Below are 22,084 nucleotides of genomic sequence, written 5' to 3'. Positions count from 1 at the left end.
ATGAGATTTTCACGAAACCTGAAAGCGTTCGGCTTTGCCGCCGCCGCTGCACTTGCGCCTCTCGCGGCAACGGGCGCTCAAGCCGCCGGCACCGTAACGGTTGCCGTCGCGCTCGATCCGGGCAGCTGGGATCCGATCGACACCTTCATTGTCGATTGGGCTTCTGCTGCCACCAACATTTTCGACGGACTGACCTCGCGGGGTCCGGACATGAAGCTGAAGCCCGGCTTGGCAACCAGCTGGGAGTTTCTCGACAACAACAGCCGCATCCGGTTCAAGCTGCGCGAAAACGTGAAGTTCCACAACGGCGAACCGTTCAACGCGGCGGCCGTGAAGTTCACCTTTGACCGGCTTCTTGGCGAAGAAGGCAAGAAGGGACCGCAGCAATCCAACTACAACGCCATCGAACGCGTTGAGGTGGTTGACGACAACACCGTCGACTTCATCATGAAACAGCCGGATCCCGTGCTGCTGACGAAACTCGCCGGCTATGGCGGCATGATCGTCCCGCCGAAATATATTCAAGAAAAGGGTGACGAGTACTTCAATACCCATCCGGTGGGCACCGGCCCGTTCAAGTTCGTCGAATACAACCCGAAGATCAGCTTGTCGTTGGAAGCGTTCCCCGAACATTGGGGCGGGGCTCCCAAAATCGATAAGCTTGTCTTCCGCATGATCGCCGAGGCGAACACGCAGATCGCGGAGCTGCAAGCGGGTCGGATCGATATCGCGACACTGATCCCCTTCGGACTTGCGCCGACGGTCGAGAAAAGCTCCAATCTCAACCTGGTCAGCATCACCGGCCCCACCACCGTTGCCCTGCGGCTCAACACCAAGAACGGCATCACCAAAGATGTGAACGTCCGCAAGGCGATGATCATGGGCATCGATCGCGATGCGATCATCAAGGCGGTGCTCCTGGGACACGCCAAGCCGATAGCGAGCTTCCAGGCCGATCTGTCCTTCGGCTACGATCCGAACCTGAAGCCGGTGCCTTTCGACCTCGCCAAAGCCAAGCAGATACTTAAAGATGCGGGCGTGCCGGCTGGTGCCCCCGTGAAAATCGACTTCCGCGGCAACGATGCCACGTTCCGTGAGGTCGCGCAGGCTGCGGCGGGCTATCTGCAGGCCCTTGGCCTCAAGCCTTCGCTTCAGCCTTACGAGACGCCGGTCCTGCTCAACGACATCATTCCGAACGGCAAGACGGGCGAAGCCTGGCACAATGCTTGGGGCGGTTGGACGTTCGACTACGACAACACCGCCTACCTGATGTATCACTCGGGCGAGAAGTGGAATCCTTACGACAACGATCCCAAGCTCAACACCCTGCTCGAGAAGCAACGCAGCATCTATGATGTGAAGGAGCGGGAGAAGATCCTTCACGAGATTGGACGCTATGTCGCCGACCAAGCTCTCGAAATCCCGCTCTACAACCAGAACACGATCTACGGCGTCAACAAACGGCTGCAGAACTTTGATCCGCCGGCGGATCGCCGCTTCCGATTCACCGACGTCACCGTGAACTGATCGTTCGCGGACCAACAACAAGAACAAGGATCACGAAAAATGGCCGGCTTCATCCTCAAGCGGTTGCTGCAAGCCATTTTCGTGGTTCTCGCGGTCACGCTGATCGTCTCGTTCGCCATCAGGCTGTCGGGCGATCCGGCGATCATGCTCACGGGGGCGGGCAGCGTCACCGAGCAGGATCTGCAGAATATCCGCAAGGCACTCGGCCTCGATCGCCCATTCGCCGTGCAGTATCTCGGCTTTCTCAAAGGAATTTTCGTCGGCGATTTCGGACGCAGCTTCATGGGCGGAACGCCTGTTTCGCTGCTCATTTCAAAGGCTTTGCCGGCGACGCTGCTGCTCGCCTTCACGTCTCTCCTGACGTCGATCGTCCTTTCGGTGCCGCTCGGCATCTACGCCGCCGTGAACCGTGGGCGCTGGCCCGACCAGCTTGTGCGCGTCATCTCGCTTGTGGGCCTTTCGTTTCCGAATTTCTGGCTCGCCATCATGATGGTGCTGTTCTTCTCCATCACCCTCGGCCTGCTGCCGCCGAGCGGAATGGAGGGGCCGGAGAGCTTCATCATGCCGGCGCTTACCATGGCGATCATCCTGACGGCGACCAATGTCAGGCTGGTGCGCACATCGATGCTGGAAACTCTGTCGCAGCAATATATCATGGTTGCGCGCTCAAAGGGCCTCAAGGATCGCGTCGTTCTCTACAAGCATGCGCTGCGCAATTCCGCGATTCCGCTCGTCACTTATATCGGCCTGCAATTCGGCGGCCTGATCGGCGGCATTGTCATTGTCGAGCGGGTGTTCAACTGGCCCGGCATGGGAACGCTCGCCTTCGATGCCATCTCGGCGCGCGACTATCCCGTGCTGCAGGGTTCCATCACGGTGCTGGCGCTCTTCATCGTGCTCATCAATCTTCTGGTCGACATTGCCTACGGGCTGATCGACCCTCGCATTCGGACGGAGTGACGTCATGGCGACGGTCCAGGCTGCACGCTCGACGCGGTGGCGCTTCAGATCATTCGAACTCATCGTCGGCGTCCTTCTCACCGGCGGCATGACGCTGGCGGTCCTGTTCTCATCAGTCCTCTTCCCCGATGGCGGCGAGAGCATGGACCTGATGGCGCGCCTCATCCCGCCATTCGAAAGCCCGGCGCATATTCTCGGCACCGATCCGCTGGGGCGAGACGTGCTCGCTCGCGTGATCGTCGGTGGAAAAATCTCGCTCATGGTCGGGGTCCTGTCCGTGATCGGCGCAGTTATCCTCGGGACGCTCGTGGGTCTGGTCGCCGGGTATTACCGCGGAGTGGCAGAGATCCTGCTGATGCGATTTGCGGACATTCAGCTTGCCCTGCCGTTCATCCTGATCGCCATCATGTTCCTTGCAATCCTCGGTACCGGCATCGACAAGGTGATCTTCTTCATGATTGTCGCGCAATGGGTGCAGTATGCGCGTCTGGTGCGCGGTTCCGTGCTGGCCTTGCGCGATCGTGAATTCATTCTGTCGGCCCGCGCGATCGGCGTTGGCAATCTTCGCATCATCTTCCAGCACATTCTGCCGAATGTTCTGGGCCCCATCGTCATCTTGATGACGCTGAACGTCGCCAACAACATCTTGCTCGAAAGCAGCCTGACGTTCCTTGGCCTTGGCGTCGATCCGCTCATCCCAAGTTGGGGCGGCATGCTGGCGGACGGGCGCACCTACTTGCAATCAGCCTGGTGGGTCAGCGTCTTCCCTGGTCTTGCCATCATGTTTACCGTTCTCGGTCTTAATCTGCTTGGGGATTGGCTCCGCGATTATCTCGATCCCACAGGACAGACCTCGAAATGACAGTTCTTCTCGACGAGCGGATTCCGCGCACGCTCGACATCATCGTTCGCGATTGGTCGACCGAGGCCAATCGTGGCGTGCAATTGGACGCATGGGTCTTCGAGGACGCGCCTGCGAGAAAGCAGGCGGAGACTCGGCTCGCGGAAATCGGCGTGATCGCCCGCATCCGCTCCGCCTACAAACCGCTCGTGCACGCATTTCTTGAAGACGTCGACCTGGCGGACCTGAAACGCGTCACCGTTCGCTATCCCGTCCATTCTGAAGCATTGCCCCTGCGGTTTCTGTCCGAGGCCTATCCGCTCGCGGCGCTACTGGATCTGGTGGAGACGGTTTTCGAGCCCGGCGAAGCCGATCTGACCTACCGCGTGATTGCGGAGTATCGCGACGGGCGAGTGGTCGAAGTCGATGTCTTCGCACCGAACCGCTTGCGATCCAACCATCTCGACGAGGTCGATCTGACTCCCACTGGCTGGCTTCGGGTTTCGCGACAATCGAATGATATCTTAGACATCGATCAAGCCATTGAGACCGAGAACGAGATCGTTTTTCAGAAAGTGATGGACGCCATCGCGGCGCATGAATGGCCCGCCGAGGAACCATATGCCGAAAAAATCGGCATCGATGTCACGATCCCGGGGATCGAGCGCGCGCTTCCTTACGGCGACGAGGTACTGAGCACACGCGAGGCTCTGCACGAGGATTTCTATTTCTCGCTTCTCGAATTTTTCAAGCTGAAATCCGGCAGGCCGATTGATGATCGCAGCCTGCAGCCCGGTCAGATCGTGCCCGATATTCGCGAAGGGCATGGCGATGCGCTTGTGCGGGTCACGCTCAGTGGGTTCGCGACGCCGCAGGATCCGACGCGTCCCCAGCAGGATCTCGAGCACGCCGACGCGGCGCCGGATCTGGCGCAAATTCATCGTGAGCTTGCCGCGCTGCCGGGTCAGGTTTTCGAGGGTGTCTCGCGCGAGGGGCGACCGGTTCGTGGTCTCTATCGGGCGGGAACGCGTCCGGCTGTTCTCGTCAGCGCCGGCCAGCATGCCAACGAGACCTCCGCTCCGGTCGGCGCGTTACGCGCGATGCGGCGGCTTCTTGCAAACCCCGATTCAAACGTGGCGTTCATTCCGGTTGAAAACCCCGACGGCTACGCGCTGCACGGCCGCCTGTGTGAGCACAACCCTCGTCACATGCATCATGCCGCGCGCTATACCTCGCTTGGCAGCGATGTGGAGTATGACAAAGGCAACCCGACTTACGAGAAGGGCGCGCGCATCCAGGCACTCGAGCTCTCCGGTGCGCAACTTCACGTGAACCTGCATGGCTACCCGGCACACGAATGGACCCGTCCGTTCACCGGCTATCTGCCACGCGGATTCGAACTATGGACTATTCCAAAGGGCTTTTTTCTGATCCTGCGGCACCACCCGACATGGACCGATCAGGCGCGGATCCTCATCCAAGCCGTCACAAAAGGCCTGACGCTGGTTCCGGGGCTGGCCGCGTTCAATCGACGGCAGATCGAGGTCTGTTCGATCCATTCCGGCGGTACGCCGTATGAAGTCATCAACGACGTGCCCTGCCTGCTGACAGCCGAGGAGCGCCATCCTTCGCCGCTGACGTTGATCACCGAGTTTCCAGATGAAACAATTTATGGCGAGGCCTTCCGCTTCGCCCATACGATACAGATGACCACAGTTCTCGCGGCCGAAGCAGCCTTCGCCGCCATCATGTCGGAGCAAGTCGCATGAAGCCCGTCGCTCTCGTCACAGCCTCCAGCAAGGGCATGGGTGAGGCCATCGCTCGCGAACTTCACGCGCGCGGCTACCATCTCGCTCTCTTGGCCCGATCCGAGCGGATCGCCGAACTCGCTGAGGAACTTGGCGCCGTGGCAGTTCAGGGTTCGGTCACCGATCCGGCGGATCTTGAACGGCTCGTGCAGATCGCCTTGGATCGCTACGGCAAGATCGACGCGGTCGTGAACCACACGGGTCATCCGCCCAAGGGTGATCTTCTGGCGATTTCGGATGCCGACTGGCACCTCGGGCTCGATGTGGTGCTCATGAACGTGGTTCGCATGGCGCGATTGGTGACGCCGATCATGGAAAGGGGCGGGAAGGGCGCGATCGTCAATATCTCGACGTTCGCGGCCTTCGAGCCTGACCCTGATTTTCCGGTCTCGGCGAGCCTGCGCACCGCCTTGGCGGCGTTCACCAAGCTTTATGCCGACCGCTACGCCAAGGCGGGCATTCGCATGAACAACGTGCTGCCGGGCTTCATCGACAGTCTGCCGGAAAAGGCCGACCGCAAGACCCGCATTCCCATGGGTCGATATGGCACTGTGGCGGAAGTGGCCAAAACCGTGGCGTTTCTGCTCTCTGATGACGCGGGTTATGTGACGGGCCAGAACCTTCTCGTGGACGGTGGGCTCGTTCGGGGACTTTAGGGCGGCCCAGTCGTTTAACCTGAGCAAGTCTTTCTAACCTGCTTTGCGCGTCGCATGGCAGCCGTGAGGCTGTTCGCCTTGCTCCTGCCGTTCCCCCCTGCTAACTGACACGGAACTCCATTCACCGCGATCAGATTTCAGCAGGGTTTTCCGTGGCTCGTCAGTTCATCTACCATATGCGGGGCCTCACCAAGGCCTATTCCAGCGGCAAGAAGGTCCTGGACGACGTCCATCTGTCCTTCTACCCGGATGCCAAGATCGGCGTGCTCGGCATCAACGGTGCCGGTAAGTCGACCCTGCTCCGCATCATGGCGGGTATCGACACCGACTGGAACGGCGAAGGTTGGGTCGCCGAGGGCGCGCGAGTCGGCTACCTGCCGCAGGAACCCAAGCTCAACGAGGCCAAGAACGTCCGCGAGAACGTGATGGAAGGCGTGGCGCCCCAACGGGCGCTCCTCGAGCGCTACAACGAACTCGCGATGAACTACTCGGAGGAGACGGCGGACGAAATGACCCGTCTGCAGGACGAGATCGAGGCCAAGGATCTCTGGAATCTCGATTCAAAGGTCGAGCAGGCGATGGATGCGCTCGGCTGCCCGCCGGACGATTGGTCCGTCGACAAGCTGTCGGGCGGCGAGCGCCGCCGCGTGGCGCTCTGCAAGCTTTTGCTGGAGCAACCGGAACTCCTTCTCCTCGACGAACCGACGAACCATCTCGACGCCGAAACCACCGGATGGCTTGAGGGGCATCTGCGCTCCTATCCCGGCGCGATTCTCATCGTCACGCACGATCGTTACTTCCTCGACAACGTCACCGGCTGGATCCTTGAGCTTGACCGTGGTCGGGGCATTCCCTATCAGGGCAATTATTCCTCCTGGCTCGAGCAGAAGCAGAAGCGGCTGGAGCAGGAGGGCCGCGAGGACGAGGCGCATAAGCGGACGATCGAACGCGAGCGCGAATGGGTCTCGGCGACGCCGAAAGCACGCCAGGCCAAGTCGAAAGCGCGTATCCAGCGCTACGAGGATCTTGTGGCCCGGGCGGACGAGAGAAGCGCGACGACGGCGCAGATCGTCATCCCGATTGCCGAGCGTCTCGGCAATAACGTCATCGAATTCGATAACCTGAAGAAGGCCTTCGGCGACAAGCTGCTGGTGGATGGGCTTTCGTTCAAGCTGCCGCCTGGCGGCATCGTGGGCATCATCGGTCCGAACGGCGCCGGCAAGACCACGTTGTTCCGCATGATCACCGGACAGGACCAGCCGGACGAAGGAAAGATCGTCATCGGCGAGAGTGTCAAGCTGGGTTACGTCGACCAGAGCCGAGATTCCCTCGACCCCAACAAGACGTTGTATGAGGAAATCTCCGGCGGCAACGAGATCCTGTATTTGGGGAAGCGCGAGATCAATGCGCGTGCCTATTGCGGCGCGTTCAACTTCAAGGGCCCCGATCAGCAAAAGAAGGTCGGCGTCCTCTCGGGCGGTGAACGCAACCGCGTCCATCTGGCAAAAATTCTCAAGTCGGGCGCCAATGTTCTCCTCCTCGACGAGCCGACCAACGATCTCGATGTCGACACGCTCCGCGCGCTCGAGGAGGCGCTGGAGGATTATGCCGGTTGCGCGGTGATCATCAGCCACGACCGCTGGTTCCTGGACCGCATCGCGACCCATATTCTGGCTTTCGAGGGCGACAGCCACGTCGAATGGTTCGAGGGTAACTTCGCGGATTACGAAGAGGACAAAAAGCGCCGACTTGGCCAGGATTCAACGATTCCTCACCGCATCAAGTACAAGAAGTTCACGCGGTAAATTCAAGGCTGCGCGGCACCCGAGGGCGGATTGCGGTGAAACCCATCGCTCCGCTCTTTGTTGGCCTAGGCTACTTGCCTCAGCAATGCCTGTTGGGTTCGAGACTGAAACAGTGTATGACCCTTGAGGCACCAGGCCTTGAGAAAGTTGTCCCGTGCCAGCCGATGAAATCTCCACATTCGAGACAGCCCCGTCCCCCGAGGAAGCCGTTGCCCGGCTGATCGTCCTCTATGATGCCGCCATTGACGCGCAACGGCATGCGCTTGAACGCTTTTTTGCGACCCAAGTCGCGCCGACCGCGGAGGAACGGGCAAAGTTCCGCTATCCCGAACTCCGGGTTATCTACCGGGCGACCTCCGTTCCGCCGATCAAGCAGCGTGCCTATGCGAAGTTCCAAGGGCCCGGCGTCTACGCGACGACGATCACCCAGCCGGCCTTCTTCAGGAACTATCTGCTCGAGCAGCTCAACTACCTTGTCAGCGATTACGGCGCGACCATCCAGGTCGGCGTCAGCGACCAGGAAATTCCCTATCCGTATGTCTTCGAGCGCGGAGACGAACTCGGCCGCGGCGCGCATTCGGCGGCAGAGCTGGCGCAGTTCTTCCCGACACCGCTCCTGGCCAAGGTCGGCGACGAAATCGCCGATGGCACCTGGGAGTTTCGCGAAGGCGAGCCACGCCCGCTCTCGCTGTTCGATGCCGCCCGGACGGATTATTCCCTGCGGCGGCTGGTGCATTACACCGGCTCCGACTGGCGATCGGTCCAGCCCTGGATCCTGCTGACCAACTATCACCGCTATGTCGATCAGTTCGTGCGCTGGGCGATCTCGGAGCTGGCCAGCGAGAACAGCCCTTTCATCAAGCTCGTGCTGCCAAGCGGAGTGATGATCGAACGGGGGTTGAAGGAGGAGGCGGTTGCCGAACTGGTCGGCTCATCGCCCTGGCACCGTTTCCAGATGCCCGCCTACCACCTTATCCATCGTGATGGGCACGGGGTGACGCTGGTCAATATCGGCGTCGGGCCGTCGAACGCGAAGAACGTGACTGACCACCTGGCGGTCGTCCGTCCGCATTGCTGGCTCATGGTGGGTCATTGCGGCGGTCTGCGGCAATCGCAGACCATCGGCGATTACGTGCTCGCCCATGGCTACCTGCGGCGCGACCATATTCTCGACGACGCCGTCCCGCCTGAGATTCCCATTCCGGCCCTTGCGGAAGTGCAGGTCGCGCTGCAGGAGGCGGCCGCTCAGGTCACCGGGCAGCGGGGCGACGCGCTCAAACGCCGGTTGCGCACCGGAACGGTCGTGACTTATGACGACCGAAATTGGGAGCTGCGCTGGACGCAGGAGCGCCGCCAGATCAACCTGTCGCGGGCGATCGCCGTGGATATGGAAAGCGGCACCATCGCGGCCCAAGGCTATCGTCTGCGGGTGCCGTATGGAACGCTGCTCTGCGTGTCGGACAAACCATTGCACGGGGAAATCAAGCTTCCCGGCGCCGCCAATGCCTTTTATGAGCGCGCGGTCAGCGAGCACCTGATGATCGGGCTGGTGGCCGTGGATATTCTGCGGGGACAGCGTTCCTCGCTTCATTCGCGCAAGCTCCGGAGCTTCGACGAACCTCCCTTCCGCTAAACCAGCCGGTGAGCCGATATCTGGGCTTTTTGCCTGGAATGCCGGATTGCAGGGCATCGCCGGGCGGGCCAGGTCCAATTCCTGCAACTCATCCACCTCATGTTCGATCCCGGGCTTGAGCGCGAGCGATTGGGGAAGCTTGGCTGGCCGCCGCAGCGGGTCTTGTCCCTGTAGGGGTTAGGAGGCGGGCAGCCGTAGGCGCGGCCGAATGTTAAAGGCTTGCGGATCCGGCAAAAGGAGATATAAATATATCTTTATATGTGAGAGTGAATTTCGCCGTGCCCAGCAGCGCCGCACCATCTCTGGATCTGACGTTGAGCATCCTGCGGGCTGCCGCGGAGGAGACGCGCCTGCGCATTCTGGCCTTGCTGGCGGATGGAGAGCTCTCCGTTTCCGATCTGACCGATATCCTGGGGCAATCCCAACCTCGCATTTCGCGTCACCTCAAACTCTTGGCGGAAGCCGGCCTGGTGGAGCGTCATCGCGAGGGCGCGTGGGCCTTCTTCCGGCTGACCGATCGCGGTGCGGCCGCCCGTACATTGCGCCCGATGCTGGACGGTCTCAACCGCTCGGATCCCCTCCTTCTCGATGATCGCACCCGTCTCGAAGCCGTGCGTGCACAACGTTCCCACGCTGCGCAAGCTTTCTTCTCACGCCTCGCGCCCGAATGGGATCGGTTGCGGTCCCTCCATGCTCCCGAGCACGTGGTGGAAGACTCGGTGTTGGAGGCGTTGGGCGACAAGCCGATCGTGAACCTGCTGGACCTCGGCACCGGCACTGGCCGGATGCTGCAATTGCTGGCACCACGCGCGTCCCGAACCGTAGGGCTGGATGCGAGCCACGCGATGTTGTCGGTGGCGCGAGCAAATCTCGAAAACGCCGGCCTATCGCGGATCGAGTTGCGCCAAGGCGACATTTACGCTCCCCCTTTCCCGCGCAACACATTCGATCTCGTCATCATCCATCAGGTCCTGCACTACCTTGATGATCCTGCCCGTGCCATTCGCGAAGCGGCCCGTCTTGTTGCCCCCGGCGGACGCATCCTTGTGGTGGATTTCGCGCCTCATGGCCTCGAATTCCTCAGGGAAGCACAGGCGCACCGCCGCCTCGGTTTCGCCTCGGAACAGATCGCAGGCTGGCTTGAGGATGCCGGGCTGGATTGCGTCGCCAATCGCCAGATCGCCCCGCCCGAAAAAGGCGAAGGCCAATTGATTGTTTCACTCTGGCTCGGCCAGGACCGCCGTGTCGTCACGGATTGGCCCGCGATCGAAGCCGACAGAGAGGTTGCCTGATGTCGCCGCTGACACTCCGCCCGAGCCGCCAGGCTTCCTGCCCGATCAAGGTTTCGTTCGAGTTCTTCCCGCCGAAGACACCTGAGATGGAAGCCACTCTGTGGTCGTCGATCGAGCGCCTGGCGCCTTTGCAGCCGCAATTCGTGTCGGTCACCTATGGGGCCGGCGGTTCGACGCGCGAGCGGACCCACGCAACCGTCTCACGCCTTGTTCGCGAGACGCATCTGAACCCCGCCGCGCATCTGACCTGCGTTGATGCGACCAAGGAAGAAGTCGACGGGGTAATCAGTGCCTATTGGGAGGCCGGAGTCCGGCACGTGGTAGCGCTGCGTGGCGATCCTGTCGGTGGGCTAGGGACGGCTTATGCGCCGCACCCACAAGGTTATCGCAGGACCTGCGATCTCGTCCGCGGCATCAAGGCGGTGGGGGATTTCGAGGTTTCGGTTTCTGCCTATCCGGAAAAGCATCCGGAGGCGGCCTCATTGGAGGCCGATATCGACGAGTTGCAGGCGAAGGTCGATTGCGGCGCTGACCGCGCGATCACCCAGTTCTTCTTCGATAACGAGCATTATTTCCGCTATCTTGACCGCGTCCGCGCGCGCGGCATCAACATCCCGATCGTTCCGGGCATCGTGCCGGTCCAGAATTTCAAGCAGACGGCGAATTTTGCCGCCAAAACCGGAGCGAGCATTCCCGCGTGGCTGGCTGCACGATTTGACGGCCTGGATGGGGATGTGGAAACACGAAAACTGATCGCCGCGGCTGTTGCTGCCGAGCAGGTCATCGACCTCGTCGACAGAGGGGTGAACGAATTCCACTTCTACACCATGAACCGCGCCGATCTCGTCTATGCGATCTGCCGCCTGCTGGGTCTACGCGGACAGGCCGACAAGGTTGCTGCCTAGAGCGCTCGGCTCGCAAGCGCACGAAGACCTGAAGTGGCTGGCTCGGTCCCGGTCACGACGAAAGAAAAAAGAGATGACGACGTCAATTCCTTCCCCGGCCAATGGTCCCGAAGTCGTGCGGGCGCTCCGCGAGATCGCCGCAAAACGCATCCTCGTTCTGGATGGCGCGATGGGAACCGAGTTGCAGCGATCCCGCTTCTCCGAAGAGGATTTCCGCGGTGAGCGCTTCAGGGACTGGGGACAGGACGTCAAGGGCAACAATGATCTGCTCATTCTCACGCAGCCGGACGCCGTACGCGACGTTCATCTGAGCTACTTCCTGGCCGGTGCCGATATCGTCGAGACCAATACGTTCTCGGGCACATCGATCGCGCAGGCCGATTATGGCATGGAAGAACTCGTCTACGAACTGAACCGCGACGGCGCACGTCTTGCGCGCGAGGCTGCCTTGATCGCGCAGAAGCAGGACGGCCGCCGTCGCTTCGTCGCCGGCGCCATTGGACCCACCAACCGAACGCTTTCGATATCGCCCGACGTCAACAATCCAGGCTTTCGCGCCGTGACCTTCGACCAGGTCCGCGATTCTTATGCCGAACAGGTGCGGGGCCTCGTTGACGGCGGGTCGGAAATCATCCTCATCGAGACGATCTTCGACACGCTGAACGCCAAGGCGGCAATCGTTGCGATTCAGCAGGTCTTCGCCGACCGGGGCGTGAAGCTGCCGATCATGATCTCCGGTACGATCACCGATTTGTCCGGCCGCACCTTGTCGGGACAAACGCCAACCGCTTTCTGGCATTCCGTGCGCCACGCCGACCCGTTCTCGGTCGGGCTCAATTGTGCCCTCGGTGCAAGAGAGATGCGGGCGCATATTCAGGAAATCGCCAAGGCTGCGGATACCCTCGTCTGCGCCTATCCGAATGCCGGCCTCCCGAACGAGTTTGGCCTCTATGACGAGCGCCCGGAGGCGACCGCCACCATGCTCGCAGAGTTTGCCGATGCGGGGCTCGTCAATGTCGTGGGGGGATGCTGCGGTACGACACCGGATCACATCCGCGCCATCGCCGATGCGGTTGCGGGCAAGGCGCCGCGTCGCGTGCCCACCGTCAAGCCCTTGATGCGCCTGTCGGGACTTGAGCCCTTCACGCTCACGCCCGAAATCACCTTCGTGAACGTGGGCGAACGGACCAACGTCACGGGCTCCGCGAAATTCCGCAAGCTCATCACCAACGGTGATTTCCAGGCAGCGCTCGACGTGGCGCGCGATCAGGTGGCGAACGGCGCGCAGATCATCGACATCAACATGGACGAGGGACTTCTCGACTCGCAGAAAGCGATGGTCGAGTTCCTGAATCTGGTTGCCACGGAGCCGGATATCGCCCGCGTCCCGATCATGGTGGATTCATCCAAGTTCCACATCATCGAGGAGGGCCTGAAATGCATTCAAGGCAAGCCGGTCGTCAACTCGATCTCGATGAAAGAGGGCGAGGAAGCGTTTCTCGAACAGGCGAGAATCTGTCGTGCCTATGGCGCTGCCATCGTCGTGATGGCGTTCGATGAACTCGGTCAGGCCGACACTCTCGAACGCAAGGTCGAGATCTGCACGAAGGCCTACAAACTCCTGACCGAAGAAATTGGCTTTCCGCCCGAGGACATCATCTTCGATCCGAATGTCTTCGCGGTGGCAACCGGCATCGAGGAGCATAACGGCTACGGCGTCGCCTTTATCGAGGGCGCCCGCATCATTTGCGAAACACTCCCGCATGTTCACATCTCGGGCGGCGTCTCGAACCTGTCGTTCTCGTTTCGCGGCAACGAACCCGTGCGCGAGGCGATGCATTCGGTCTTCCTGTACCACGCCATCAAGGCCGGTATGGATATGGGCATCGTCAACGCGGGACAACTCGCGGTTTACGAGCAGATCGATCCGGAGTTGCGCGAACTCTGCGAGGATGTCGTCCTCAACCGCCGCGACGATGCGACCGAGCGCCTGCTCGAGGCGGCTGCGCGTTTCAAGGGCGACGGGAGCGGTCCCGTCAAGATGGCTGACCTGGAATGGCGGAGCTGGCCGGTCGCAAAGCGGCTTGAGCATGCTCTCGTCAATGGCATCACCGAGTTCATCGAACGGGATACCGAAGAGGCGCGCGCAGCGGCAGAGCGCCCCCTCCACGTGATCGAGGGTCCGCTGATGGCGGGCATGAACGTGGTCGGCGACCTTTTCGGCGCGGGAAAGATGTTCCTGCCACAGGTCGTTAAATCCGCGCGCGTGATGAAACAGGCCGTTGCCTATCTGATGCCCTACATGGAAGAGGAGAAGGCGCGCCTCGGCGATACCAGCCGCTCCACTGCCGGCAAGATTCTGATGGCTACCGTCAAGGGAGACGTGCACGATATCGGCAAGAACATCGTCGGCGTGGTTCTCGCCTGCAATAACTACGAGGTCATCGACCTCGGAGTCATGGTGTCGGCGCAGAAAATTCTTGAAACCGCGCGCCGCGAAAACGTCGACATCATCGGCCTCTCCGGTCTCATTACGCCATCTCTGGAGGAGATGGCGAATGTTGCCAGCGAGATGGAACGCGAGGGGTTCGACATTCCCTTGCTGATCGGTGGCGCCACGACGAGCCGCGTGCACACAGCCGTGAAGATCCATCCCAATTATCGCAAGGGCCAGGCCGTCTACGTGAATGATGCGAGCCGGGCCGTCGGTGTCGTCTCGTCCCTTCTGTCGAATGACATGAAGGACGAGTATGTCAGCACCATCCAGGCGGAATATCGCAAGGTTGCGGATGCTCATGCTCGTTCAGAACTGGACAAGCAGCGCATGCCGCTTGAAAAGGCGCGCGCCAACAAGTTCAAGATTGACTGGGCGTCTTATCAGCCACCGAAACCGACCTTCACGGGAGCGCGCGTCTTCCGCAGCTACGATGTCGGTGAACTGGTACCATATATTGATTGGACACCGTTCTTCCAGACATGGGAACTGCGAGGGCGCTACCCGGCAATTCTCAACGATCCTGAACAGGGTGAGGTCGCGCGGCAACTCTTCGAAGACGCGCAAGGCATGTTGAGGCAACTCGTCGAGGAACGCTGGTTCAACCCGAAAGCCGTGATCGGCTTCTGGCCCGCAAACTCGGTCGGCGACGACATTCACCTCTATACGGGCGAGAGCCGGCAGCAGCAGCTCGCGGCCTTCCACGGCTTGCGGCAGCAACTCCTGAAGCGCGATGGCAAGCCGAGCCTGTGCCTGTCGGATTTCGTGGCACCGTTGGAGAGTGGGAAAGCCGACTATATCGGCGGCTTCGTCGTGACCTCCGGCATCGAAGAGGTTCGTATCGCCGAGAAGTTCGAACGCGCCAATGATGATTACCGTTCGATTCTCGTGAAGGCGCTGGCCGATCGTATTGCGGAGGCATTTGCCGAGCGGATGCACCAGCGCGTGCGCCAGGAATTCTGGGGCTACGCACCCAATGAAACGCTGACCAACGAGGACCTCGTCCGCGAGGAATATGACGGCATCCGGCCGGCGCCCGGCTATCCGGCGCAACCCGACCATACGGAAAAAGGAACTTTGTTCCAGCTTCTCGGCGCGGAGAAGAGCATCGGCGTGACGCTGACGGAATCATTTGCCATGTGGCCCGGTTCCTCGGTGTCAGGCCTCTACCTGTCGCACCCGGATTCCTACTATTTCGGCGTTGCGAAAGTGGAACGCGATCAGGCCGAGGATTATGCCCGGCGCAAGGGCATGAGCATCGCCGAAGCGGAGCGTTGGCTCGCGCCTATCCTCAATTATGATCCGGCTTCGTACAACATCATCGCTGCCGAATAATCTAATCGCGCCGCAGCGCCTCGATGGGATCGAGGCGCGCCGCGCGCTGGGCGGGGTAGAAACCGAAGAAAATGCCGACCATCGCGGAAAATCCGACTGCGACGAGAACCGCGTTCATCGAAACGAGCGACGGCCATCCCGCAAGACTGGCGACGAAATAGGCCGCGCCTACGCCCAACCCCACGCCGATCATGCCACCGATCGTCGACAGGGTCGTGGCTTCGATGAGGAATTGGCTGAGGATGTCGCGCGGGCGCGCACCTACGGCGAGGCGCAACCCGATCTCGCGCGTCCGCTCGGTCACCGACACAAGCATGATGTTCATGATGCCGATGCCGCCGACCAGCAGGGAAACAGCGGCAACCGCGGCGAGAAGCAACGACAAGGTGTTGGCGGAGGCCGTGGCGGTATTGGCGATTTCCGTCAGGTTGCGGATCGAAAAATCGTTCTCCTGATCGCCGGTGATGCGATGCCGTTGCCGCAACAGGTCGGTCATAAGGGCGATGCCGGGCTCGATATCCTCCTCGTTGGCGAATTTGACGAAGATGGAGCCAACGGACCCATCTCGCGCATAGTTGCGCCCGATCACGCGACGTCTGCCCGCGTCGAGGGGAACGAAGATCACATCATCCTGATCTTGCCCGAACGCGGACTGCCCCTTTGGGGCCATCACGCCGATGACCCGGAACGGCACGTTCCGGACGCGCACGGTGCGGTCGATCGGATCTTCCTCGCCGAAGAGGTTGCGGGCGACGGTCTCTCCGAGGATCACGACGATGTCACCGCGCCGAATTTCTTCAGCATCGAACCCCCGGCCGCTCGCGACATCCCACTCGCGTGCATCGAACCAGTCGAGATCGATGCCATAGATGCGGGTGGCCCAGTTGCTGCCACCCGAGACGACCTGTGTGAGGCCTTGGACGAAAGGGGCCGCCGCGACGACACCATCGACCTCGCGCCGCATGGCCTGTGCGTCGTCATCGGTAAGCGAGGAGGCGGCGCCCGCACCGAGCCGCGCCCCTCCTTGGGTCACATTGCCGGGAGTGACGATGGCGAGGTTCGCCCCCAGCGACCGGATTTGGCTGTCAACCAGATTGCGGGCGCCGGCACCGATCGCCACCATGGCGATCACGGCCGCAACTCCAATGACGATGCCGAGCATGGTGAGCAAGCTTCGCAGTGTATTCGTCATGATGGCCCCAAGCGCGGACCTGATCGCCTCGATGAACCTCATTCCGCCGCCTCGGCAAGTGGCACGAGGACAGGCGTCTGGCGAGAATCCTCCGTCACGCGCCCGTCCTTGAAGCGCACGAGACGACCGGCATGGCGACCGACATCCGCGTCGTGCGTCACCAGAACGACCGTCGTGCCTTCGCGATTCAGTTCCTGAAACAATCCCAGAATTTCCTCGGCCGTCTTGCTGTCCAGCGCGCCCGTAGGTTCATCGGCGAGAAGGAGGCTGGGATTGTTCACGAGCGCCCGAGCAATCGCGACCCGTTGTTGTTGCCCGCCCGACAATTGCATGGGCCGATGGCGCGCGCGGTCTGTGAGGCCGACCCGTTCAAGCGCGTGGATCGCGCGTTCACGGCGATGCTTGCGGTCGATGCCGGCATAGATCATTGGCAGTTCAACATTCGCGAGCGCGTCAAGGCGCGGCAAGAGATTGAATTGCTGAAAGACGAAGCCGATCTCGCGGTTGCGCAGATGCGCAAGTCCGTTCGCATCGAGACGCTCGACCGTCGTGCCGCCAAGGCTGTAGTGGCCGCTGGTGGGCCGATCGAGGCAACCGACGAGATTCATGAAGGTGGACTTTCCGGATCCGGAAGGTCCCATGACGGCGAGGAAATCGCCATTTTCGACGTCAAGATCGACATGGTCGAGGGCGACGACGCGACCGGCGTCCAGATTGTAAACCCGTCTCAATCCGCGCGTTTCGATCAGTGCCATTGTGCGCGGCCTCAAAACAGGCGAGGAGCGCGCGGGCGGGAGCCCGCTCGCGGGTTGTCGGCATCGGGGGACGATCCATCCTGCGGTGCGCGGCCGGCGATGATCGCAGCGCCTTCGCGCAAATCCCCACTCAGAAGTTCAGTGAAACTTCCATCCGTGACACCAAGGCGAATGTGCACCGGCGTAGGTTCTCCGTCCGGGCCGATCCGGTAGACGCGCGCTTCCGTACCGCTGCCCTCGTCCGTCAGGGATCTGCTCTCCTTGTTCGTTGGCTCCGCGCGCCCTGAACTCCGCGCAACGAGCGGTCGAAAGCGCAAGGCCGCGTTGGGAATCCGAAGCACGTCCGTGCGCTCGTCGGTGATGATCTGAAGGTTGGCGGTCATGCCCGGCAGCAGCGCAAGGTCCTGGTTCTTGACGCCGATCACGGCCGTATAGGTCACGACGTTCTGCACGGTTTGCGCGCTGAGGCGGACGAGCCGTACGGTGCCGCTGAAATTGCGGTTCGGATAAGCGTTGACGGTGAAACTGACCGGCTGGTCGGGTTTGATCCGCCCCACATCCGCTTCGTCGATATTCGCGTAGATATCGATCTCCCGCAGGTCCTGCGCGATCGTGAAGAGGGTAGGGGCCGACAAGGAAGCCGCCACCGTCTGACCAAGATCGATGTCGCGCTTGACCACCACGCCATCGACCGGCGAGCGAATGTCCGTGCGCGCAAGATCAATTTCCACATCTCGCAATTTCGCCTCGCGCTGCAGAATGAGCGCCTCGGCTGATTTCACCGCTGCCTCCGCAAGCGCGATATCAGCTCTCAAGCCCGACGCTTCGGCCCGGTTGGATGCGATCTGCGCCTTTGCAGAAACCAGCACTGCCTTATGGATGTCGAGCTGAGTTCTTGTTTGGTCGAGCGTGTTCTGAGCACCGACGGCTCGCGCCAGCAGCTCTGTCTGACGATCGAAATTTCTTTGCGCTTCTTCGAGTTGCGCCTGGGCGCGATCCTTCTGTGCCATCAGGTCGTCGGCAATCGCCTCGGCACGTTGCAGCGCAGACCTCGCTTTGTCGATCTGCGCGCTCTTGGTGTCGCGTTCGGCTCTCGCCTGCGCAAGGTCTGCAAGCGCGGCATCGCGGCGAGACCTGATCTGCTCGGAGAACAATCTGGCGACGATCTGACCCTGTTTGACTGGTGTGTTGTAGTCCGCGAGAATTTCCACCACCTGGCCGGAGAGCTGCGAACCGACGAGGACGGTCGTCAGGGGGTTCAGCGTCCCGGTGGCGCGGACGCTTGCAGTCAGATCGCCGCGATCGATGGCAGCCAACCGAAAGGCCGGGTCCGATGCCCTGCCGCCGGCGGAAGTCCAGAAAATGAAGGCCGCTGTTCCGCAAACTGCCAGAACGCCAATCAGCCACAGCCACGTTTTGCGCAAGCTATCGATCCCTCGATGCATGATGTTCATGCAACAGGATTGTGGCTGAAAACGCCGCCGAGTTCGAGTTAACTCTTGGTCATGATGGGGTTTCCGGGCGGCGGGCGATCAGGTCTCGCAGCGTCGTGATTGTCGAGGCGTCGGCGACTCCATCGACCCGCTCGGGTCTGAAATGGCGCTGGAACGCTGCGACCGTCTTCTCCGTGTCCTCATCGAACAGCCCGGTGATGCGGGCCGAATAGCCGTACATCGCCAACATGGCCTGGAGCGCCTCGACCGGCATTCCCCGGTCGCCTCGCGCAAAAAACCGGCCGTCGCGGACGGGGGAGGGCACAACCCAATGGCCCACGCCTTCCTCGTACAGGCGTTGCCATGGGAATGCTTCCCCCGGATCGAGCTTGCGTCCGGGCGCGACATCGGAATGTCCGAGCACCCGGTCCGGCGCAATGCGCCAGCGCGTGGCGATATCCTTCGCCAGCGCCGCTACGCTTCGGATCTGATCGTCCGGGAAAGCCGGCAGCCCGCCTGGATGTCCCGGATTGGCGATTTCAATGCCGATGGACAATGAATTGATGTCGGTTTCACCGTTCCAGAACGACAAGCCGGCATGCCAGGCGCGGCGCGCTTCCGGCACCATCTGGAGAACCCGCCCGTCCTCGAACACGAAATAATGCGCCGACACCTGAGAGATCGGATTGGCCAGCCATTGCAGTGCTTCGCCGGAATCCGCCATACCGGTGTAATGCAGGATGAGAAGAGTGGGCTGCTTGCCGTCTTTCCGCTCCCCATGGTTGGCCGACGGAAAAACCTTCGTGGCGACCGGGCTTTCTGGCTGCAGGACCTTACTCACGCCGATCACAGGATGTTGCGTTCGGCGGCGATGCGATCCCACGCGGCGTTGATTGCCGAGAGGCGCTCGGTGGCGATCTTGACCGCTTCCGGCGGCAGGCCGCGAGCGAGTTCCCGGTCCGGGTGATTATCGGCTGCCATTTGCCGGTAACGGCGCTTCAGTTCTTCGTTGCTCATGGAACGTTCCGCGGCGAGGATCAGGTAGGGATCGTCTGCCTTTTGCACGTGCCGCGCGGCGATGCGCTCAAAGGCGGACTGGTCGAACCCGAAGATGGTGGCGACATCCCGCAGATATACGTATTCGGCCTCGTGGATGGCCTCGTCCGCTTTCGCGATGTGGAACAGGCCGTCCAGCACGTCCTCGAGAAGCGCCGGCTCGTCCGCGAACGCTTCGCCGATCTGTTGGGCGTAGGCTTCGAAACCATCCGACGTTTTCATGGCGAGGTCGAACAAGCGCCGGACGCGATCTTTTTCCTCGTCAGGGACGTCCACGATTTGTTCGAAGGCGGCGATCTCGGTTTCGACAACCACGCCGTCCGCCTTCGCCATCTTGGCCGCAAGCGCGACAAGGCCCATGGTGAACATGACGTCTCGAGGCACCCGGCCAAAGATCGCACCTTCGCGATCGACCAGCATATGGCCAGCAAAGCCGCCGAGGAGGCCGCCGATCGGCCCTCCGAGCGCGAGCCCGATACCGGCCCCGCCCAACTTACCCCAGATTGATTGAATCATTGTGATTCAGACGTATGCCAGCCCCCAGGCAAAAGAAAAGGGCCGGGAACGATCCCGACCCTAAAAACCCGTGGGTTGTTGCGTTTAGCGGCAGTAGATGTTGCCGTAGACATCCTGATACGTGCCGTAGGGGCATGCAGGACGTGAAGGCGCCGTTCCAGCACCCACGATCGCGCCACCGGCAGCGCCTATGGCCGCACCCGCCAGAGCACCGCCCGCGCGGCCTGTCGCTGCACCACCGATCGCGGCACCCGCAAGACCGCCAATCGCGGCACCGCCGACTGCTCGCTCGCCAGGCGTATTGCAGGCAGCCATCGAGAGGGTCAGCGCGCCAGCGGCAATCGCTGTGATGATCTTTTTCATGGAAGCTTCCCTGTATCTTTAAGAGGGCTGAAGACGCCCAACCCTACTTAGCTTGACCTTACGCTGACGCCAACTCTTCTGCGTCAAAACGGTTCCGCGTAGGATGGCTCGGCCGTGCACAATTTTGGCGAGGTACCGGAAGGCTATAGCCGCCTGTTTTTGCCGCATTTCCAAGGGTTTTATTGTTAAGCTAGCGTCGTTCTCTAATATCGTTGCGTTTTATTTCGCCACATCTTCGCCGGATTTCGCCACCACCCAGCATGAGATGGCTGAAATGGCTCGTGGGGAACCAGCATGACTTTGCAACATTTTGTGAGAACGATGGTTGTCGCCGGTTTTGGTGTCGCTGCACTTGGGCTTATTAGCGTGGCGAAGGCTGAAGGTGGTGAGGGAGCGAGCGTAATCCCGCCGGAGGCCGTTGCGGCGGTAACGCAAGCCACAGTCGCAGAGCCGGAAGAAACCGCATCCACGGCGGCCGGACCGGCGAAAGCGGCGGTCGCAAATCTCTCCTTCAAATCGCGGACTTCGGACGTGTTGCGCGCAAGCGCTCTCAGGCCGCTCATCGCCCGTTATGCGCTTCAGCACGATGTGCCGTATGAGCTGGCCGACGCCGTCGTCAGGATCGAGAGCCGCTATAATGCGGCTGCCCGCAATGGGCCCAATCTCGGGCTGACACAGGTGAATTTTCGCACGGCGCAATCGCTCGGCTACACGGGAAACGCCGCAGGGCTCTTCGATGCGGAAACCAACCTGCGCTATGGCCTCAAATACCTGGCTCAGGCCTACAAGCTTGCGGGTGGAAACCTTTGTGGCGCCATCCTCCGCTACCAGGCCGGCCACCGGGCCCAGACCATGACCAATGCCTCACGGATCTATTGCTCGAAGGTGAAGACAATTCTCGCCGAGGCTGACTAGCCCTGGGTTGACGTAGGCATACCTTTGGCACCACATCCTCTCCGTCAGCCGGCCGGGCGGCCGCTCCGGGTTTACCCGGGGAGGAAAGTCCGGGCTCCTTGGAAGCACGGTGCCGGATAACGTCCGGCGAGGGAAACCTCAGGGAAAGTGCCACAGAAAGCAAACCGCCCCAGGGTCCTCGGATTCGGGGGTAAGGGTGAAAGGGTGCGGTAAGAGCGCACCGCGGACGCAGCAATGCGCACGGCAGGGTAAACCCCACCGGGAGCAAGACCGAATAGGAACGACAGGCGTTCGCGCCAAGCCCCGCTTCCAGGCTCGTCGTTCGGGTTGGTTGCTCGAGGCGGTCAGCAATGGCCGTCCCAGAGGAATGGTCGCCACGCCCAGGTGTCGAAAGCCTGGGCCCTACAAAACCCGGCTTACAGGCCGGCTGACATTCTCTTTCATCAACACGTTGTCCACAGGCGGAATTTCGTCGAAAAGGCGAGGTAAACCATTGTCCTGCTTACGGTTCATTAACCCTAAAGGATTCTGATGCGGGTTGCTTGTCGAGAAGCGCCCCGAACCGCCCAGCTCCGTTGACGCCCATAATATCCCATGT

General features: G+C 61.2%; 17 protein-coding genes and 1 other RNA gene. 12 read left to right on the top strand and 6 right to left on the bottom strand.

The window, feature by feature from the left end; all coding sequences use genetic code 11:
* From FEZ63_RS11510 to metH, 10 genes are all read left to right on the top strand, one after another.
* A complete protein-coding gene (locus FEZ63_RS11510; RefSeq protein ID WP_150944481.1) occupies positions 1 to 1,527 on the top strand; it encodes an ABC transporter substrate-binding protein in 1,527 nt (508 codons plus the stop codon).
* A 39-nt stretch (positions 1,528 to 1,566) separates the two neighbouring features.
* Entirely contained in the window at positions 1,567 to 2,487 is a 921-nt protein-coding gene (locus FEZ63_RS11505) for an ABC transporter permease (protein ID WP_150944478.1), read from the top strand.
* Between the two features lie 4 nt (positions 2,488 to 2,491).
* On the top strand, positions 2,492 to 3,349 hold the full coding sequence (locus FEZ63_RS11500) for an ABC transporter permease (protein WP_150944476.1): 858 nt from the start codon (positions 2,492 to 2,494) through the stop codon (positions 3,347 to 3,349).
* Entirely contained in the window at positions 3,346 to 5,097 is a 1,752-nt protein-coding gene (locus FEZ63_RS11495; protein WP_150944474.1) for a M14 family zinc carboxypeptidase, read from the top strand. Before FEZ63_RS11500 ends, FEZ63_RS11495 begins: the two co-directional genes overlap by 4 nt.
* Positions 5,094 to 5,792 carry an SDR family oxidoreductase gene (locus tag FEZ63_RS11490; protein WP_150944472.1) on the top strand — a complete coding sequence of 233 codons (699 nt, stop codon included), beginning with the start codon at positions 5,094 to 5,096 and terminating at the stop codon, positions 5,790 to 5,792. The genes FEZ63_RS11495 and FEZ63_RS11490 overlap by 4 nt, the downstream gene beginning before the upstream one ends.
* 152 nt (positions 5,793 to 5,944) lie before the next feature.
* Entirely contained in the window at positions 5,945 to 7,597 is a 1,653-nt protein-coding gene (ettA, locus tag FEZ63_RS11485) for an energy-dependent translational throttle protein EttA (RefSeq protein ID WP_150944471.1), read from the top strand.
* Between the two features lie 154 nt (positions 7,598 to 7,751).
* The gene (locus FEZ63_RS11480; protein WP_150944469.1) at positions 7,752 to 9,230 is read left to right on the top strand and encodes an AMP nucleosidase; all 1,479 of its coding nucleotides are present in this window, start codon (positions 7,752 to 7,754) and stop codon (positions 9,228 to 9,230) included.
* Between the two features lie 278 nt (positions 9,231 to 9,508).
* Positions 9,509 to 10,522 (top strand): ArsR/SmtB family transcription factor, encoded by a 1,014-nt coding sequence (locus tag FEZ63_RS11475; protein WP_201274149.1) that lies wholly within the window; start codon positions 9,509 to 9,511, stop codon positions 10,520 to 10,522.
* A complete protein-coding gene (gene metF, locus FEZ63_RS11470) occupies positions 10,522 to 11,427 on the top strand; it encodes a methylenetetrahydrofolate reductase [NAD(P)H] (protein ID WP_150944465.1) in 906 nt (301 codons plus the stop codon). The genes FEZ63_RS11475 and metF overlap by 1 nt, the downstream gene beginning before the upstream one ends.
* Before the next feature lie 73 nt (positions 11,428 to 11,500).
* Complete coding sequence (metH, locus tag FEZ63_RS11465) at positions 11,501 to 15,256, top strand: methionine synthase (RefSeq protein ID WP_150944464.1); 3,756 nt, start codon at positions 11,501 to 11,503, stop codon at positions 15,254 to 15,256.
* 1 nt (position 15,257) lies between these two features.
* Here the strand turns inward: metH and FEZ63_RS11460 are convergent, their stop codons facing one another.
* The 6 genes from FEZ63_RS11460 to FEZ63_RS11435 all read right to left on the bottom strand — a co-directional run bounded on the left by FEZ63_RS11460 (position 15,258) and on the right by FEZ63_RS11435 (position 20,571).
* A complete protein-coding gene (locus FEZ63_RS11460) occupies positions 15,258 to 16,490 on the bottom strand; it encodes an ABC transporter permease (protein WP_150944462.1) in 1,233 nt (410 codons plus the stop codon).
* The gene (locus FEZ63_RS11455; protein WP_150944460.1) at positions 16,487 to 17,203 is read right to left on the bottom strand and encodes an ABC transporter ATP-binding protein; all 717 of its coding nucleotides are present in this window, start codon (positions 17,201 to 17,203) and stop codon (positions 16,487 to 16,489) included. The genes FEZ63_RS11460 and FEZ63_RS11455 overlap by 4 nt, the downstream gene beginning before the upstream one ends.
* 11 nt (positions 17,204 to 17,214) lie before the next feature.
* Complete coding sequence (locus FEZ63_RS11450) at positions 17,215 to 18,627, bottom strand: efflux RND transporter periplasmic adaptor subunit (RefSeq protein ID WP_162419731.1); 1,413 nt, start codon at positions 18,625 to 18,627, stop codon at positions 17,215 to 17,217.
* 79 nt (positions 18,628 to 18,706) lie between these two features.
* A complete protein-coding gene (locus FEZ63_RS11445) occupies positions 18,707 to 19,477 on the bottom strand; it encodes an N-acetylmuramoyl-L-alanine amidase (protein ID WP_150944455.1) in 771 nt (256 codons plus the stop codon).
* A 5-nt stretch (positions 19,478 to 19,482) separates the two neighbouring features.
* On the bottom strand, positions 19,483 to 20,208 hold the full coding sequence (locus FEZ63_RS11440) for a molecular chaperone DjiA (RefSeq protein WP_150944453.1): 726 nt from the start codon (positions 20,206 to 20,208) through the stop codon (positions 19,483 to 19,485).
* An 84-nt stretch (positions 20,209 to 20,292) separates the two neighbouring features.
* A complete protein-coding gene (locus FEZ63_RS11435; RefSeq protein WP_150944450.1) occupies positions 20,293 to 20,571 on the bottom strand; it encodes a hypothetical protein in 279 nt (92 codons plus the stop codon).
* Positions 20,572 to 20,865: 294 nt separating this feature from the next.
* Here FEZ63_RS11435 and FEZ63_RS11430 point away from each other — a divergent pair, with 294 nt between their 5' ends.
* Both FEZ63_RS11430 and rnpB read left to right on the top strand, forming a co-directional pair.
* On the top strand, positions 20,866 to 21,486 hold the full coding sequence (locus tag FEZ63_RS11430) for a lytic transglycosylase domain-containing protein (RefSeq protein WP_150944448.1): 621 nt from the start codon (positions 20,866 to 20,868) through the stop codon (positions 21,484 to 21,486).
* Between the two features lie 44 nt (positions 21,487 to 21,530).
* Positions 21,531 to 21,921: RNase P RNA component class A (gene rnpB, locus FEZ63_RS11425), an RNA gene on the top strand.
* Positions 21,922 to 22,084: the final 163 nt, after the last annotated feature.

The organism is Microvirga brassicacearum (assembly GCF_008757455.1).
In the GTDB taxonomy this organism is placed as follows: domain Bacteria; phylum Pseudomonadota; class Alphaproteobacteria; order Rhizobiales; family Beijerinckiaceae; genus Microvirga; species Microvirga brassicacearum.
Note: the sequence above shows the minus strand (reverse complement) of the source record. Positions and strands in the feature narration are given on the sequence as shown.